14 protein-coding genes are annotated in these 17023 nt (G+C 70.7%); 8 read left to right on the plus strand and 6 right to left on the minus strand.

The window, feature by feature from the left end:
- Positions 1 to 46: 46 nt before the first annotated feature.
- The gene (locus ACRAKF_RS17640; protein WP_447038117.1) at positions 47 to 811 is read left to right on the plus strand and encodes an SDR family NAD(P)-dependent oxidoreductase; all 765 of its coding nucleotides are present in this window, start codon (positions 47 to 49) and stop codon (positions 809 to 811) included.
- Positions 812 to 813: 2 nt separating this feature from the next.
- Positions 814 to 1023 (plus strand): hypothetical protein, encoded by a 210-nt coding sequence (locus ACRAKF_RS17645; protein ID WP_447038118.1) that lies wholly within the window; start codon positions 814 to 816, stop codon positions 1021 to 1023.
- Positions 1024 to 1055: 32 nt separating this feature from the next.
- Here the strand turns inward: ACRAKF_RS17645 and ACRAKF_RS17650 are convergent, their stop codons facing one another.
- Positions 1056 to 2249 carry an RtcB family protein gene (locus tag ACRAKF_RS17650; protein WP_447038119.1) on the minus strand — a complete coding sequence of 398 codons (1194 nt, stop codon included), beginning with the start codon at positions 2247 to 2249 and terminating at the stop codon, positions 1056 to 1058.
- 173 nt (positions 2250 to 2422) lie between these two features.
- Between ACRAKF_RS17650 and ACRAKF_RS17655 the strand changes: the two genes are divergently transcribed.
- The 3 genes from ACRAKF_RS17655 (at position 2423) to ACRAKF_RS17665 (ending at position 5856) form a co-directional block, all read left to right on the plus strand.
- Entirely contained in the window at positions 2423 to 3409 is a 987-nt protein-coding gene (locus tag ACRAKF_RS17655; RefSeq protein WP_447038120.1) for a DUF3558 domain-containing protein, read from the plus strand.
- A gap of 144 nt (positions 3410 to 3553) precedes the next feature.
- Complete coding sequence (locus tag ACRAKF_RS17660) at positions 3554 to 4495, plus strand: DUF3558 domain-containing protein (RefSeq protein ID WP_447038121.1); 942 nt, start codon at positions 3554 to 3556, stop codon at positions 4493 to 4495.
- A 188-nt stretch (positions 4496 to 4683) separates the two neighbouring features.
- On the plus strand, positions 4684 to 5856 hold the full coding sequence (locus ACRAKF_RS17665; protein ID WP_447038122.1) for a DUF2637 domain-containing protein: 1173 nt from the start codon (positions 4684 to 4686) through the stop codon (positions 5854 to 5856).
- Positions 5857 to 5926: 70 nt separating this feature from the next.
- On the opposite strand, the gene lysS is transcribed toward ACRAKF_RS17665, so the two are convergent.
- The gene (gene lysS, locus ACRAKF_RS17670; RefSeq protein ID WP_447038123.1) at positions 5927 to 7708 is read right to left on the minus strand and encodes a lysine--tRNA ligase; all 1782 of its coding nucleotides are present in this window, start codon (positions 7706 to 7708) and stop codon (positions 5927 to 5929) included.
- Positions 7709 to 7917: 209 nt separating this feature from the next.
- On the opposite strand from lysS, the gene argS reads away from it, so the two are divergent.
- Positions 7918 to 9681: an arginine--tRNA ligase gene (argS, locus tag ACRAKF_RS17675; RefSeq protein WP_447038124.1), complete on the plus strand. Its 1764-nt coding sequence runs from the start codon at positions 7918 to 7920 to the stop codon at positions 9679 to 9681.
- Between the two features lie 36 nt (positions 9682 to 9717).
- Here the strand turns inward: argS and ACRAKF_RS17680 are convergent, their stop codons facing one another.
- Positions 9718 to 10911 (minus strand): aminotransferase-like domain-containing protein, encoded by a 1194-nt coding sequence (locus ACRAKF_RS17680; protein WP_447038125.1) that lies wholly within the window; start codon positions 10909 to 10911, stop codon positions 9718 to 9720.
- 111 nt (positions 10912 to 11022) lie between these two features.
- On the minus strand, positions 11023 to 12396 hold the full coding sequence (locus tag ACRAKF_RS17685) for a helix-turn-helix domain-containing protein (RefSeq protein ID WP_447038126.1): 1374 nt from the start codon (positions 12394 to 12396) through the stop codon (positions 11023 to 11025).
- A gap of 204 nt (positions 12397 to 12600) precedes the next feature.
- Between ACRAKF_RS17685 and ACRAKF_RS17690 the strand changes: the two genes are divergently transcribed.
- Together ACRAKF_RS17690 and ACRAKF_RS17695 are read left to right on the plus strand one after the other, a co-directional pair.
- Positions 12601 to 13131 (plus strand): DUF4232 domain-containing protein, encoded by a 531-nt coding sequence (locus ACRAKF_RS17690; RefSeq protein ID WP_447038127.1) that lies wholly within the window; start codon positions 12601 to 12603, stop codon positions 13129 to 13131.
- An 841-nt stretch (positions 13132 to 13972) separates the two neighbouring features.
- The gene (locus ACRAKF_RS17695; RefSeq protein ID WP_447038128.1) at positions 13973 to 14881 is read left to right on the plus strand and encodes an NAD(P)-dependent oxidoreductase; all 909 of its coding nucleotides are present in this window, start codon (positions 13973 to 13975) and stop codon (positions 14879 to 14881) included.
- Between the two features lie 59 nt (positions 14882 to 14940).
- Here ACRAKF_RS17695 and ACRAKF_RS17700 read toward each other — a convergent pair whose 3' ends face one another.
- On the minus strand, positions 14941 to 15921 hold the full coding sequence (locus ACRAKF_RS17700; protein WP_447038129.1) for a zinc-binding dehydrogenase: 981 nt from the start codon (positions 15919 to 15921) through the stop codon (positions 14941 to 14943).
- A gap of 92 nt (positions 15922 to 16013) precedes the next feature.
- Positions 16014 to 17003, minus strand: a complete 990-nt coding sequence (gene hemB / locus ACRAKF_RS17705) for a porphobilinogen synthase (RefSeq protein ID WP_447038130.1) — start codon at positions 17001 to 17003, stop codon at positions 16014 to 16016.
- Positions 17004 to 17023: the final 20 nt, after the last annotated feature.

Below are 17023 nucleotides of genomic sequence, written 5' to 3' on the forward strand. Positions count from 1 at the left end.
CCGCCGCCCGCCCACCGGCGACCCGCCGCACCCCAAGGAGCGCCCCATGACCGCCGCAGCCAACCGCATCGCGATCGTCACCGGCGCGAGCAGCGGCATCGGTGCCGCCACCGCGCGCGGCCTGGCCGCGGCCGGTTACCGCGTCGTCCTCACCGCCCGCCGCAAGGACCGCATCGAAGCCCTCGCCGCCGAGCTGACCGAGGCCGGACACGAGGCCATGGCGTACGCGCTCGACGTCACGGACCGCGCCGCGGTGGACGCCTTCGCCACGGCGTTCAAGAAAATCGCGGTCCTGGTGAACAACGCGGGCGGCGCCCTCGGCGCGGACACCGTCGCCAAGGCCGACCCGGACGACTGGCGCCGGATGTACGAGACGAACGTCCTCGGCACGCTGAACGTCACGCAGGCCCTCCTGCCCGCGCTCACCGCGAGCGGCGACGGCACGGTCGTCGTGCTCTCCTCGACGGCGGGCCACGGCACGTACGAAGGAGGCGGTGGCTACGTCGCCGCCAAGCACGCCGAGCACGTCCTCGCCGAGACCCTGCGCCTGGAGATCGTCGGCACCCCGGTCCGGGTCGTCGAGATCGCGCCCGGCATGGTGAAGACGGAGGAGTTCGCGCTCACCCGCTTCGGCGGGGACTCCGAGAAGGCCGCGAAGGTCTACGCCGGCGTCGCCGAGCCGCTCACGGCCGACGACGTGGCGGACACGATCACGTGGGCGATCACGCGCCCGCCGCACGTGAACATCGACCTCCTGGTCGTACGCCCGCGCGCCCAGGCCTCCAACACGAAGGTCCACCGGGAGGCGTGACCATGACACTCCCCGGCGACGACCCGGGCACCCCCGCCTTCTCCTCGGACTCCCCTGACCCGCTCGAACGCCTGACGCACGAGTACGAGACCCGACGCCTCGCCGAGGAGAAGAAGAACGAACGCATGGTGTGGTGGTACCTGGCGTACTTCCTCTTCGGCATCCACATCGTCGCGTTCGTCATGATCTACGCCGTCACTCACGCCAAGTAACGGAGGTCCACCCTCCGCGCCCGGAGAAAGGGTCAGCCCTTCACGCAGATCACCTGCTTCAGCTTCGCCACCACCTCGACCAGGTCGCGCTGCTGGTCGATGACCTGCTCGATCGGCTTGTAGGCGCCCGGGATCTCGTCCACGACGCCCGAGTCCTTGCGGCATTCGACGCCCCGCGTCTGCTCCTCCAGGTCCCGCGTCGAGAAGCGGCGCTTCGCGGCGCCCCGGCTCATGCGCCGGCCCGCGCCGTGGGATGCGGAGTTGAAGGACGCCTCGTTGCCGAGGCCCCTGACGATGTACGAGCCCGTGCCCATGGAGCCGGGGATGATTCCGAGGTCCCCGCCGCCGGCGCGGATCGCGCCCTTCCGCGTGACCAGCAGGTCCATGCCCTCGTAACGCTCCTCCGCCACGTAGTTGTGGTGGCAGGAGATCACCGGCTCGAAGGTCACCTTCGCCTTCTTGAACTCCTTGCGGACGACGTCCTTGAAGAGCCCCATCATGAGCGCGCGGTTGTACTGCGCGTACTCCTGCGCCCAGAACAGGTCGTTCCGGTACGCCGCCATCTGCGGGGTGTCCGAGACGAAGACCGCCAGGTCACGGTCGACGAGACCCTGGTTGTGCGGGAGCTTCTGCGCCACGCCGATGTGGTGGTCGGCCAGTTCCTTGCCGATGTTCCTCGACCCGGAGTGGAGCATCAGCCAGACCGAACCCGACTCGTCGAGACAGAACTCGATGAAGTGATTTCCCCCGCCGAGCGTTCCCATCTGCTTCACGGCACGGTCCTGACGGAACTTGACCGCTTCCGCGACCCCTCCGAACCGTCCCCAGAAGTCGTCCCACCCCGACGTGGCCATCCCGTGGATCTGTCCCGGCGCCACGGGGTCGTCGTGCATCCCCCGCCCCACCGGGATCACCTGCTCGATCTTCGACCGCAGGCGGGACAGGTCGCCGGGCAGGTCGTTCGCCGTCAGCGAGGTCTTCACCGCCGACATGCCGCAGCCGATGTCGACGCCCACCGCCGCCGGGCAGACCGCGCCGCGCATGGCGATCACCGAGCCGACCGTCGCGCCCTTGCCGAAGTGGACGTCCGGCATGACCGCGAGACCCTTGATCCAGGGCAGCGTCGCGACGTTCTGCAACTGGCGCATCGCCGCTTCCTCGACCGACGCCGGGTCGGCCCACATCCGGATCGGCACCTTGGCGCCGGGCACTTCCGCGTATGACATATCGTCCTCATTCCCCCGTAATCGGCTACAAGCCCAGAATCGCAAATACCGGAGCCAAGGTCGACGAAAAGGGTGACGGACCGGCATCCACGGCAGTGCGTGCGATAGACATTGTGTCCACCGGTCGCCCACCAGCGGCAACCGAATAATCAGCGACGAGAGAGGCCATCACGGTGCAGCGGAAGGTCTACGTACCCGGTGTCGCCGCGCTCCTGGCGGCCGTGCTCGCCGGCTGCACCGGTGGCTCCGGCCTCGGCGACGACGCCGGCGACTCCAAGCCCGGCGACACCGGCAGCTCCTCCGCCCCCGCCGAGCCGGGCAAGTACCGCACGCTCCCCGAGCCCTGCGGCGAGGTCGAGCCGAGCACGCTCGACGCCATGCTGCCCGGCATGGAGGAGATGGACGACGAACAGCGCGAGAAGGCGTACGAGGGGACGCCCACGGTCACGTACGACACCGACCGCCGCGTGGGCTGCCGCTGGAAGGTCGAGTCGTCCGGCGCCTCGCACCACCTCCTCGTCGACTTCGAGCGCGTCGTCTCGTACGACGCCACCGTCAGCGACGACGACCGCGCCACGGAGCTCTACACGAAGAAGCGCGAGGCCGCCGGCCTGCCGGAGGCCCCCGCCCCGGACCCCGCCGACAGCACCGACGGGGAGTCCGACGGCCCCGAGGACTCGCCCGGCGACGACGACAAGCCCCAGAGCGGCAAGACCGAGAACGGGAAGGCCGGGAGCGGCGAGACCGAGAGCGGCGAGACCGGGAGTGACAAGGCCGGGAGCAGCAAGGCCGGGAGCGGCGAGACCTCGGGCGGCACGGACAAGGGCGGCACGGACAAGGGCGGCACAGACAAGGGCGGCACGGACAAGGTTGGCGAGGACGGCGGTCCCACATCCCTGCCCGCCACCCCGCCCGCCGGTCTCGAACCGCGCGTTCTCGACGACCTCGGCGACGAGGCGTTCCTCGACGACGCCCTCACCACCGCCGCGTCGGCCACCCGTCACCGCACCGTGACTGTGGTGTTCCGCACGTCGAACGTCATCGTGACCATCGAGTACGACGAGCAGCCCGGCCGGCGCACGGATGTCCCCGACAGCAAGGAAATGCAGGACAAAGCGCAGGAGCTGGCCGACAGCCTGGTGTCGAAGTTCGACGAGTAGGCGATGGCCCGGTGCTCGCGGGAGGAACCCCGGGCCCCATGAACAAGAGCCGTCCGTGGTCCCATGCGCGTACGGTGTCCACTCGGACCCCGACGACGTCACGAGACGAACCGGACGTCACGAGACGAACTGAGTGAAGGAACCATGCACCGACCTGCACAGCGAAAGCGACAGCTCCGCAGCCGCCTCCTCGTCTGCGCGGCCGCCGTACCGGTGATCCTCGTCGCCTCCGGCTGCTCCTCCGACTCCGACTCCGGATCCGGCGCCGACGGGGCCAAGAAGGAATCGGGCGCCAAGTCCTCCGCCTCGGCCAAGGGCGGGGACAAGGCCGCGAGCGTGGAGAAGGCCGCGTACAGCAAGCTCCCCGAGCCCTGCGAGGTCCTCTCGAAGAAGTCGCTGGAGGACCTGGTCCCGAAGGCGAAGGACAAGACGGGCAAGGCCGGCACGTCCAACGACACCGCCGTGCGCGGGAGCTGCTCCTGGGACAGCCTCGCCAACAACGGCGTGGCCGGTTCGCAGTTCCGCTGGCTGCGCGTCTCGCTGCTGCGCTTCGACTCGGACGCCTCGCTCGGCAGCGGCGCCAAGCGTGCACAGGAGAACTTCGCCAAGCAGGTCGCGGACGCCCAGGCGGCCAAGGACGCCAAGGGCGTCAAGGCGGAGCCGGTGCAGGGTGTCGGCGACGAGGCGACGCTGGTGCGCTACGACCTGAAGAAGGACAAGGACACCTTTAAGCAGCAGACGGTCGTGACGCGCGTCGAGAACGCGGTCGTCACGGTCGACTACAACGGCGCGGGCCTCGCCGGCGACAAGGCACCGGACGCCGGTGACCTCTCGAAGGCCGCCGAGAAGGCCGCGAAGGAGGCGGCGGCCTCCGTCGTCTCCGCCAACGAGGGCGGCGGCAAGGCCTCCGGCCCGAGCGAGAAGCCGAAGGCGGACGAGCCCACGAAGGACGAGGGTGCGCCCAAGGACGAGGGCGCGCCGAAGGACGACGACGCGAAGTCCGACGGCTCGAAGTCGGACGCCGCGAAGTCGGACAGCTCGAAGTCGGACGGCTCGAAGTCCAGTGGCTCCAAGGCCAAGTCCTGACGCCGGATCTCAATTCGCCGCATAAGCAAAGCATTTGACGGAGCCCGGCCCATGGGGGCCGGGCTCCGGGCGTACCGGCCCGTGGTCCACACGCACACGTGTGCCAGGCTGTCGCACGCAACAAGCCGACACAGGCTCGCGGTAAAGCCGGCAGAGGCTGAACAGGGAGGGGTTCGCGGGTGGCCGCGATGCAGCTGACACGCACGCACCGGATACTCATCGGAGTCGTCGTCGCCGGTGCGGTCGTCATCGCCGGGATCGGCTTCGCGGGGTCGTACGCGGCCGTGCGCGAGCTCGCCGAGCAGAAGGGCTTCGGCAGCTTCTCGGTGGTCTTCCCCATCGGCATCGACGCGGGCATCTGTGTCCTGCTGGCCCTGGACCTCCTGCTGACCTGGATCCGCATCCCCTTCCCGCTGCTGCGCCAGACCGCCTGGCTGCTCACGGCGGCGACGATCGCGTTCAACGGCGCGGCGGCCTGGCCGGACCCGCTCGGCACGGGCATGCACGCGGTGATCCCCATACTCTTCGTGGTCGCCGTGGAGGCCGCGCGGCACGCGATCGGGCGGATCGCGGACATCACCGCCGACAAGCACATGGAGGGCGTGCGCCTCACCCGGTGGCTGCTGTCGCCGCTGCCGACGTTCCTGCTGTGGCGGCGCATGAAGCTGTGGGAGCTGCGCTCCTACGACCAGGTGATCAAGCTGGAGCAGGAGCGGCTCGTCTACCAGGCCCGGCTCCGCTCCCGCTTCGGCCGCTCCTGGCGCCGCAAGGCTCCGGTGGAGTCGCTGATGCCGCTGCGGCTGGCCCGCTACGGCGTCCCCCTGGCCGAGACCGCCCCCGCGGGCCTGGCCGCCGCCGGCATCGAACCGGCGCTGCTGCCCCCGGCCCCCGCTCCGGCCCGGCCCCAGGAGGTCACGGCCCCGGCCCCCGCGGCCGAGCTGCCCCCGGCCCCTGCCCCGGCCGCCGCTGTCCCCGAGCCCGAACCCGAGCCCGCTCCTGAGCCCACTCCCGCTCCCGCCGAAGCGGAACAGCCCGCCCCGAGCCCGTGGTTCCTCGGCAAGGACCCGCAGGAAGTGACCTACGAGGGCGGCTACGACCCCACGTACGACCCGACCCCCGAGCAGCCGCAGCCCCACCAGCAACACGCACAGCCCCAGCCCCAGCCCTCGCCCACCGTCGAGGAGCTGTACCAGGTCTTCCGGCAGTCGATAGCGGGCGAGGGCATGCCGACGCCGGGGGCGTTCGCGGCGAACGCCGAGGCCGCCTACGGCCTGCGCCTCCAGTCACGCGAACTCAACGCCTACATGGACCAGTTCACGGCCCGCCTCAACGACGAACTGATGGAAGACCACATCGCGTAGAGCGGTGCGTGGCCCGCGGCAGGCGAAAGGGCCCCGCTCCCGAAGGAGCGAGGCCCCGTCCACGTGACCGCTAGGCGGAGAGCAGCTTCCTGACCCGCTCCGCGCCCACGGCGAGCAGCAGCGTGGGCAGTCGCGGACCCGTCTCCCGGGTCACGAGAAGCCGGTACAGCAGCGCGAAGAACGTGCGCTGGGAGACCTTGATCTCCGGCGGGAGCTCCTTGGCCGTGGCGTCGGCCGGGAAGCCCGCGCGGACCTTCGGGACGCCGTACACCAGGTGCGTGAGCCCGTCGAGGGACCAGTGCTCGTCGAGGCCCTCCAGAAGCAGCCGCAGCGATTCGCGGGACTCGTCGTCCAGGGACGCGAGCAGCTCGGTGTCGGGCTCGGCGCGCACGATGGTGCGGGCCTCGGCCGGGACCTGGGTGGTGATCCAGTTCTCGGCGCGGTCGAGCCGCGGCCGGGCCTCGTCCAGGGACGAGATCGGGTCCGCCGGGTCCAGGTCACGCAGGATGCGCAGCGTCTGGTCCTCGGCACCGGCGGTGATGTCGGCGACCGAGGCCAGCGTGCGGTACGGCAGCGGTCGCGGGGTGCGCGGCAGCTCACCGGCGGCGGTGCGCACCGCCCGGGAGTGGGCGGAGGCATCGGCGGGCAGCGCCGACCCGTCGGTGACCTTGGACTCCAGCTTGTCCCACTCGTCGTAGAGCCGCTGGATCTCCTGGTCGAAGGCGATCTTGAAGGACTGGTTGGGCCTGCGGCGCGCGTACAGCCAGCGCAGGAGCGGCGCCTCCATGATCTTCAGCGCGTCGGCCGGGGTCGGCACGCCGCCCTTGGAGGAGGACATCTTCGCCATGCCGGAGATGCCGACGAAGGCGTACATGGGGCCGATGGGCTGCACGCCGTCGAAGATCTGCCGCACGATCTGGCCGCCGACGACGAACGACGAACCGGGCGACGAGTGGTCCACGCCGCTCGGCTCGAAGACGACGCCCTCGTACGCCCAGCGCATGGGCCAGTCGACCTTCCAGACCAGCTTGCCGCGGTTGAACTCGCTGAGCCGGACGGTCTCGCCGAAGCCGCACGCCGTGCAGGTGTAGACCAGCTCGGTGCTCTCGTCGTCGTACGAGACGACGGTCGTCAGGTCCTTCTCGCACCGGCCGCAGTACGGCTTGTACGGGAAGTAGCCGCTGGCGCCGCCGCTGCCGTCGTCCTCGGAGGCCGCGCCGGAGCCCTCGGCGGCTTCGATCTCGGCCTCGTCGACGGGCTTCTGCTGCTTGCCCTTGCCCGCCTTGGCCGGGTCCTTCTTGGTGCGGTACTGGTCGAGGATGGCGTCGATGTCGCCGCGGTGCCTCATCGCGTGCAGGATCTGCTCGCGGTAGACGCCCGAGGTGTACTGCTCGGTCTGGCTGATCCCGTCGTACTCGACGCCGAGTTCGGTGAGCGCCTCGGCCATGGCGGCCTTGAAGTGCTCGGCCCAGTTCGGGTACGCCGAGCCCGCCGGGGCGGGCACGGACGTCAGCGGCTTGCCGATGTGCTCGGCCCAGGACTCGTCGACACCGGGGACGCCGGCCGGGACCTTGCGGTAGCGGTCGTAGTCGTCCCAGGAGATCAGGTGGCGGACCTGGTGGCCGCGCCGCCGGATCTCGTCGGCGACGAGGTGCGGGGTCATGACCTCGCGGAGGTTGCCGAGGTGGATCGGACCCGAGGGGGAGAGCCCGGAGGCGACGACGATCACCGGCGCCGCGGCGTCGGACTGTTTCGCGCCCGCGGCACGACGCTCCGACTCCGCGATGACCTCGTCCGCGTAGCGGGAGACCCAGTCGGTGGTATCGGTGCTCTGAGCTGCCACGATCGGCACGTCCTCTTGTTTCCTCGGGGTTCCTGGAAGCTGGCCTCCGCCATTGTCCCAGACGGAGCGACCCGGTCCCGGGCCCTCGGCCCTCGTTCAATGGAGGGGAAGCGGTGTCCGCCCTCATGGGACACTTGACGGGCACGACGACGCACCTCATTTACCGCGTCCCGTTCACCAGAACCCACGTACTGACGTACTCACGAGAACGGAAGCTCATGGCCCCGGTCACGTCCCTCACCGCCTCCGTCCACCAGCGCCTCGCGGACGCCCTTTCGGCTGCCCTGCCGGAAGCCGGTGCCGCGGACCCGCTGCTGCGACGCAGCGACCGGGCCGACTTCCTCCTGGCGCTCGCCAAGAAGCTCAAGGGCAACCCGCGGGAGCTGGCCACGCAGGTCGTCTCCGGGATCACCGCCCCCGAGCTGATCAAGGACATCGAGGTCTCCGGGCCCGGCTTCCTGAACATCACGGTCACCGACGAGGCGATCACCAGGAACCTCGCGGCACGGGCGGCGGACGGCGAGCGGCTCGGTGTGCCGTACGCGGCGGACGCGGGCACGACGGTGATCGACTACGCCCAGCCGAACGTCGCCAAGGAGATGCACGTCGGTCACCTGCGGAACTCGGTGATCGGTGACTCGGTCGTCCAGCTCCTGGAGTTCACCGGCGAGAAGGTCGTCCGGCGGCACCACATCGGCGACTGGGGCACGCAGTTCGGCATGCTCGTGCAGTACCTGCTCGAACACCCGGACGAGCTGAGCCACAAGGACGCCGAGGGCGAGCTGGCCGGCGAGGAGGCGATGTCCAGCCTGAACCGCGTCTACAAGGCCTCGCGCACGCTCTTCGACTCCGACGAGGAGTTCAAGACGCGGGCCCGGCGCCGGGTGGTCGACCTCCAGGCCGGTGACCCGGAGACGCTCGCGATCTGGCAGCGGTTCGTGGACGAGTCGAAGATCTACTTCTACTCGGTCTTCGACAAGCTGGACGTGGCGATCCGCGACGAGGACATCGTCGGCGAGTCCGGCTACAACGACATGCTGGCGGAGACCTGCCGCATGCTGGAGGAGTCCGGCGTCGCCGTCCGGTCGAACGGCGCGCTGTGCGTCTTCTTCGACGACGTGAAGGGCCCGGACGGCAACCCGTCGCCGCTGATCGTCCAGAAGTCCGACGGCGGCTTCGGGTACGCGGCCACCGACCTCTCGGCGATCCGCGACCGCGTCTTCAACCTGAAGGCGGACACGCTGGTCTACGTGGTGGACGTGCGGCAGTCCCTGCACTTCAAGATGGTCTTCGAGACGGCCCGCAGGGCGGGCTGGCTCACCGACGGCGTCAAGGCGGTGCAGCTCGGCTTCGGCACGGTCCTCGGCAAGGACGGCAAGCCGTTCAAGACGCGTGAGGGCGAGACGGTGCGCCTGATCGACCTCCTCGACGAGGCGATCGAGCGGGCGACGTCCGTCGTGCGCGAGAAGAACAACGACAAGGTCGGCCTCACCGAGGAGGAGATCGTCGAGAACGGCAAGCAGATCGGCATCGGTGCCGTGAAGTACGCCGACCTCTCGACCTCGGCCGCGCGTGACTACAAGTTCGACCTGGACCAGATGGTCTCGCTGAACGGCGACACGTCGGTCTACCTCCAGTACGCGTACGCCCGCATCAAGTCGATCCTGCGGCTGCGCGGTGAGGCCTCGCCGGTGGCCCACCCGGAGCTGGAGCTCGTCGCGGCCGAGCGGGCGCTCGGCCTGCACCTGGACCAGTTCGCGGCCACGGTCGCCGAGGCCGCCCAGGAGTACGCCCCGCACAAGCTGGCGGCGTACCTCTACCAGCTCGCCTCGCTCTACACGACGTTCTACGCCGAGTGCCCGGTCCTGAAGGCGGAGACCCCGGCCCAGGTGGAGAACCGCCTGTTCCTGTGCGACATCACGGCGAGCACGCTGCACCAGGGCATGGCCCTGATGGGCATCAGGACGCCCGAGCGCCTCTGAGCCCGGGCGTCGGGCGCCGGGCACCGTGCGTCGGACTCAGCCCCCCAGTGCGTCGCCCAGCCGCCGGAGGCCCTCCGCGATCTCCTCCGGCGTCTGGGTGACGAAGCACAGCCGCAGCGTCGCCCGGTCCGGCTCGCCCGCGTAGAAGGGGGCTCCGGGGACGTACGCCACGTCATGCGTGATGACCTTCCGCAGCAGCTCCGTGGTGTCCACGGCGCCCGGCAGCCGGGCCCACAGGAACATGCCGCCCTCGGGACGGCTCCAGACGGACCCCTCGGGCAGCGCGGACGGCAGGCCCGCGAGCATGGCGTCCCGGCGCTCGCCGTACACCCGGGCGACGCGGGCGACGTGGGCGTCCAGATCGTTGTCGGCCATGTACCGCGCCACCGCCAGCTGGTTGACGGTGGGGGTGTGCAGGTCGGCCGCCTGCTTGGCGACGACACACGCCCGTACGAGCTCCGCGGGCCCCCGCAGCCAGCCGAGCCGCAGGCCCGGTGCCATGACCTTGGAGAAGCTGCCGAGCAGCACCGTGCGGTCCTCGGCCCCCGGGTACGTGGCGATCCACGGCACCCGCTCGCCCTCGAACCGCAGCTCCCCGTACGGGTCGTCCTCGATGATCCACAGGCCCCGCCGCGCGGCCACGGCGGCGATCTCCGCGCGGCGCTCCGCGGGCAGCGTGCGGCCCGTCGGGTTCTGGAAGGTGGGGACGGTGTAGAGCAGCTTCGGCCGGTGCGCGGCGACGAGCTCGTCGAGCGCGGCCGGGTCGATGCCCTCGTCGTCGCCCGGCACCGCGACGACGTGCGCCCCGGCGAAGGAGAACGCCTGAAGTGCCGCCAGGTAGCAGGGACTTTCGACGAGGACGGTGTCCCCGGGCTCGACGAGCACCGTCGCGAGCAGCGAGAGCGCCTGCTGCGAACCGGTGGTGACGAGGATGTCGTCCGCCCCGGTGGCCGGCCCGCGCGCCGCCGTCCGGGCGGCTATCGCGGTACGCAGGACGGGCTCGCCCTCCGTCGTGGAGTACTGAAGGGCCCTACCGGGCGTCGCCGTCAGGACGGCCTGGAACGCGGCGGCCACCCCCACCGCGTCGAACAACTCGGGCGCGGGCAGCCCGCCCGCGAAGTTGATGACCTCGGGCCGCGCGGTGACCGCGAGGATGTCCCGCACGGGAGAGCCGCCGACGGCGGCGACGCGGGCCGCGAGCGCGGGGACAGGGGCAACGGTGACGGTCATCAGTGGCTCCTTCGTTTTCCCGGCAGCGTAATGACCTGTGGGGCGCATACCGGCGGCATTCCGGGATACGGACGTACGGGGAGCGCTCCCGCACGCCGCTATGTCCTGCTCCTACGCGCCTTCGCGGTTCGTCTTCATCCACTTCTTGGTGTCGAGCGAATACCCGAAGACAGGGCGGCCCTTGTCGCCACTCGTGGCGAACGGCTTGCCCGTGTCGTCGATGCGCACCGTGCCCTTCCGGGTGCCGCTGGACCACTCCAGTTCCAAGTACCAGCGTACGTAGCGGTTGTTGGCGGTCGCGTTGATGTAGAACGCCTCCGGGTCGCTCGCGCTCACCTTGTAGGGGAAGCCGCTGTCCCCTTCCAGCGGGGTGGGGCGGGGCACCGCCGCGTCCAGGTCGACGGCGAAGGAGTGCTGGGGCACGTTGCCTCCGCAGCCGACGCCGATGTACCCCATCTTGTAGTTGTTCCACGTGAGGGGCGCGCTGGTCCCGGCGACGCGGACGTTCAGGGACTCCAGGACGACGGTGTCCTTGCCCGTGCCCTGCACGGTCAGCTTCACGGTCTGGTCCCTCGCGGAGACCCCGCCGTTCGCGGCCACCCAACTGGCGGCGTCCTGCTCGTTGGGGGGCGGGGAGAGGACGCCGGGGTCCTTGTCGACGAGGTAGGGGTGACCGCAGGGATTCTCCCAGTGCTGGGCCTGGGTGGAGACGGTCACCGGGACACCACCCTGGCCGGCACCGCCGCCCTTGCCGCCGCCCCCGTCCCCGGAGACCCCCGGCTCGCCCCCGGACCCCTTCCTGTCCTTGCCGCCCGGCTTCGCAGAGGCCGTGGCGTCCTTGCCCGGCTTGTCCTTGCCGGACTTCTTGCCGTCCGGCTTCGCGGAGGGCGAGGCGGAGCCGGTGCCTGCCGGGCTCCGCTGCGCCTCGCCGCCGTACGCGCTCGGCGAGTCGGCGGACACGTGGTCGCGTGCGCCGCCGCCCCCACCGCCGGAGGCGGCCTGCACGGCGAAGGCGGTGGCGCCGAGCGCGACGACCACCCCGGCGGCCACCAGGACACGCGCCCTGGGCAGACGTCTCCCCTCGCGCCCCTCCACCACCGTGGTGGCCGGACCGATGACGATGCCGGGTGCCCCGTCGTCGGAGTCGGCGTCACCTTCGAGGCCCGGAGCCTCACTTGCGGACGCGGCGTCCGGTGCCGCAGGGGCGGCGGAGGCGGAGGGCGTCGGCTCGCCCTCCTTCCGGTCTCCGCGCGACGCGTCGGCGAGGATCCACCGCCGGTGGACCTCGACCATCTCCTCCCGCGAGGCCCCGCACACCCGGGCAAGCCGCTCCAACGGAGCGAACTCCGTCGGTACGGCAGCTCCCTGCACATATCGGTGCAGCGTCGACGTCGACACGTGCAGCCGCTTGGCCAGCACCCCGTAACTGAGCCCCGACCGCTCCTTCAACTCTCGGAGCAACTCCGCGAGATCGCCCGCGCCCACGCTGTCCCCATCCCATTCAGCCGTTCCAAGGAACGGCGTTTTCCCAGTTCAGAGCCGTACGAACGTCCCAGCGTCCCGTACTGCCGTCTCACGATGGCTGCTGGGACGAAAGACGGCACAAGCTGTGGGCCATACAAGCACGCCGCATCGGAGGACCTCTCGGCGCGGCGCACGTAGCTCCCGTCACATCGAAAGAGACACGCCATGCGCATCAGCACCAAGGCCGCCGCCACCATCGCCGCCGTCACCGCCGCCCTCTCGCTCACCGCGCTCGGCGGTGCCGCTTCGGCCGCACCCTCCACCGCCAAGTCGACCCCGGTCACCTGCACCGCCGCCACCACGAAGGTCACCGTCAAGCAGGTCGACCGCCCGGTCAACCACCTGCTCGTGGAGGCCAAGAACACGGGCACGAAGACCTGTTACGCGTACGGCGCCCCGATCCTGCGCTTCGACCAGGGCCAGTCCGCCACCCCGTGGGTGGAGGCGAGCCAGCCCCAGGCCGTCGTCACCCTGAAGCCGGGCCAGACGGCGTACGCGTCCATCGGCACGTCCTCCCCCGACGGCTCCAACGGCTCCGTGACGCACGACCTGGACCTCAGCTTCTCCAACCGCGCGATGGACGGCAGCGTGGGCTCCCCGACTTCGCCGGCGCTTCCGGCGGACGGCGTGTACGTGGACAGCTCCGCGTACGTCAGCTACTGGCAGACCTCGGCCGCCGACGCCCTGGTCTGGTAACGCCGACTTCCACCTCCCGCTGACCGCGCTCTCCGCCGCCCCACACGCCGGAGAGCGCGGTCGCGAGCGTGCAGTACACGCACACGGGCGGAGAATCCGTACGGGCGTGCACGAGTGAGTCGATCGCCGCAGAAGGGGCCCCGCCCTCACCGTCACGCCCGAGGCCTGGACCTCGTTCCTGACCGTCAGCACACACGCCGACGCCAGGCTGTAGCCGTCGTCTTTTGATCAGCGTGGTTCCTCTGGGTGGGTGGCTGATGGAGCCTCCATCCCGTGTGGGCACACTCGGGTCCGGTGGGGGCTGACTTTCGTGGGCTAGCCCGTCGCGTGTTACGCGAGTGGTGCATGTTGCGCCCTATGGGGCGGAATGCAGAAAAGTCCCAAGTGCCAATACAGAATCCCCAGGTCAGATCCCGGCCGGCTGGGACTTTTCTGCGACACGCGCAGCTAGGGGGTTCTGGGCCGCTGCCCCGGCCGTCGCTCTTGCTGTTGCTGCGTCTTTGGTTTTGGGGCGGCCAGCTGGGCGGGGGCTCTTTGCTTCCCTCGCGGGGGCCTTGCCCTTGTCCTTGTCGTTGATCCCGGTGCACATCCGTGGCCCCGTTCGGACATCAGCCGACGAAAGCCAGCCCCCACCGGACCCGCGCATGCCCGCATGGGATGGAGGCTCCATCAGCCACCCACCCAGAGCAACCACGCTAATCCATTCCACTCACTGACCAGCAGGCGAGCACGCACGCACTAAATAGTGCGTACTTGTCGCGTCCGCAGGGGCCCACAAGGATCGAAGGCGTACCCAGAACCCGGGAGTTCTCCCCCGGAACGCCCCCTTCAAGGAGCCCCCGTGCCCAGCACCAGCACCCCTGCCCCCGCTCCCGCCCCCGCCCCCGCCCCCGTATCCGTCCTCGGCCTCGGCCTCATGGGCACCGCGCTCGCCTCCGCGCTCCTCAAGGCCGGCCACGCCACCACCGTGTGGAACCGCACCGCGTCCAAGACTGGCCCCCTCGCGGCGCAGGGCGCGGCCCCGGCCGCCACGGTGAAGGGTGCCGTCGAGGCGAGCCCGCTCGTGATCGTCTGCCTCACGACCAACGACGACGTACGCGCCCTCCTCGCACCGGAGGCCGAAGCCCTCGCGGGCCGTACGGTCGTGAACCTCACCAACGGCACCCCGGAGCAGGCCCGGGAGTTGGCGGGCTGGGCGGGCGAGCACGGCATCTCGTACATCGACGGCGGCATCATGGCCGTCCCGCAGATGATCGCCACGCCCGCCGCGTACATCCTCTACAGCGGCACCGACGAAGAGGCGTACGAGACGCACCGCCCCACGCTGGCCGCGCTCGCGGACACCAAGTGGGTCGGCAAGGACCCGGGCGCCGCCGCGCTGTACGACCTGTCCCTGCTCACGGGGATGTACGGCATGGTGATGGGCGTCGTGCAGGCCTACGCCCTGATCGGCAGCGCGGGCGTCCCCGCCCGTGAGTTCGCGCCGCTGCTCAAGGAGTGGGTCGGCGCGATGACGGACGGCCTGGTGCCGGGCATGGCCGAGGCGCTGGACTCCGGGCAGCACCTGACCGACGTGTCCTCCCTGGCGGTCAACCAGGCCGCGCTGCCGAACTTCCTCACCGCGTACGACCAGGCGGGCATCGGCGACGACCTCTTCAGGCCGCTCCAGGACCTCCTGGACCAGGCGGTCGAGGCGGGGCACGCCGCCGACGGCCTGTCCCGTCTGGTCACGCTCCTGAGGAAGGACTGAAACGCGCGGCAGCCAACCCATGAGGTTCAGCGGCCCATGAGGTTCAGGGGCTCAGCGGTTCAGGGGATCAGTACGACCTTGCCCGTCGTCTCCCTGCGTTCCATCGCCGCGTGTGCCCGCGCCGCCTCCGCCAGGGGGAACGACTGCCAGGAAGGCACCAACTCCCCCTTGGCCGCCGACTCCAGCGACTCCCGCTCGTGGGCCGGGCCGTCCTCGGGGTGTTCGATGAGTTCGAGCAGCGCGTTGACGTGGGTGATGCCGCGCTCCGCGAGGAGTTCGGGGGCCGGTTCGAAGGCCTCCTGCGAGGACCAGCCGATGACGACGTACCGCCCGCCGTCGCCGAGCAGGTCGAAGGCCGACGCGGCCTTCTCGCCGCCGACGCCGTCCAGGATCGCGGTGACGGGACGGCCGCCGCCGAGGCGTTCGCGCACCGTCTCCTGCCAGTTCGGGCGGTTGTAGTCGACGGCGACGTCGGCGCCGAGCGCCCGTACCGCATCCGCCTTGGCGGGGCCGCCCGCCGCCCCGACGACCGTCGCCCCGAGGGCATGCGCATACTGCACGACGAGCCGCCCGACGCCACCGGCGGCGGAGGTCACCAGGACCACGTCCTCGGGGCGGAGCCGGGCGATGCCGAGCAGGCCCATGGTGGTGGCGCCGGTCACGACCATGGTCACGGCGTCCTCGAAGCCGAGGCCGTCAGGCACCGCGTGGAGGCCGTCCACGTCGGCGACGGCCAGCTCGGCGTAGCCGCCGGGTGTCCCGTGCGCGGTGACGACGGAGCGGCCGATCCAGGACGGGTCGACGCCGGGGCCGACCGCGTCGACGACGCCCGCGACCTCACCGCCGAAGACGGCGGGCAGCTCCGGCAGCGGCGGCGCCTTGTCCGAGGCCTCGCCGGTCCGCATCACGGTCTCGACGAAGTGCGCCCCGGCGGCCCGTACGGCGATACGGGCCTGGCCGGGCCCCGCGACGGGGTCCGGCCAGGTCTCGTACGTCAGGTTCTCGGCGGGTCCGAACTCGTGCAGGACGACAGCGTGCATGGTGGGCTCCTCGGAACGCGTGGACGAGCTTCGACACACGCCACCCTGCGACCTCGACCAAGGTTGAGGTCAAGAGCCGCCGCCCGGAGCGGCTAGAGCTGCCGCGCCGCCTCGGTCGCCCAGTAGGTGAGGATCATGTTCGCGCCCGCGCGCTTGATGCCCGTGAGGGACTCCATGAGCGCCCTGTCGCGGTCGATCCAGCCCCGCTCCGCGGCGGCCTGGATCATCGCGTACTCGCCGCTGACCTGGTACGCGGCCACCGGCACGTCGACCGCGTCGGCGACCTTCGCGAGGATGTCGAGGTAGGGACCGGCCGGCTTGACCATCACCATGTCGGCGCCCTCCTCCAGGTCGAGCGCCAGTTCCCGCAGGGACTCCCGGGCGTTGGCCGGGTCCTGCTGGTACGTCTTGCGGTCACCCTTGAGGGAGGAACCGACGGCCTCGCGGAAGGGGCCGTAGAAGGCCGAGGAGTACTTCGCGGTGTACGCGAGGATCGCCACGTCCTCGTGGCCCGCCTGGTCCAGCGCGTCCCTCGCGACGCCGACCTGACCGTCCATCATGCCGCTCGGGGCCACCACATGGGCGCCCGCGTCGGCCTGGACCTGCGCCATCTCCGCGTACCGCTCCAGGGTCGCGTCGTTGTCCACGCGCCCCTCGGCGTCGAGCACACCGCAGTGCCCGTGGTCGGTGAACTCGTCCAGGCACAGGTCGGACATGATGATGAGGTCGTCACCGACCTCGGCGCGGACGTCGCGCAGCGCGACCTGGAGGATGCCGTCGGGATCGGTGCCCACCGTTCCCGCGCCGTCCTTCTTCGACTCCTCCGGCACGCCGTAGAGCATGATCCCGGAGACACCGGCCTGGACCGCCTCGACGGCCGCCTTCTTCAGGGTGTCGCGGGTGTGCTGGAAGACGCCGGGCATGGACTCGATCTCCACCGGGGCGCTGATGCCCTCCCGCACAAAGGCGGGCAGGATCAGATCGGCCGGATGCAGCCGCGTCTCGGCGGTCATGCGCCGCATGACCGGAGTCGTCCGCAGCCTCCTGGGCCGCGACCCGGGGAATGACCCGTACTTCGTCACTGACTTCACCTGGATTCGTA

Source organism: Streptomyces sp. DSM 118878 (assembly GCF_052936595.1).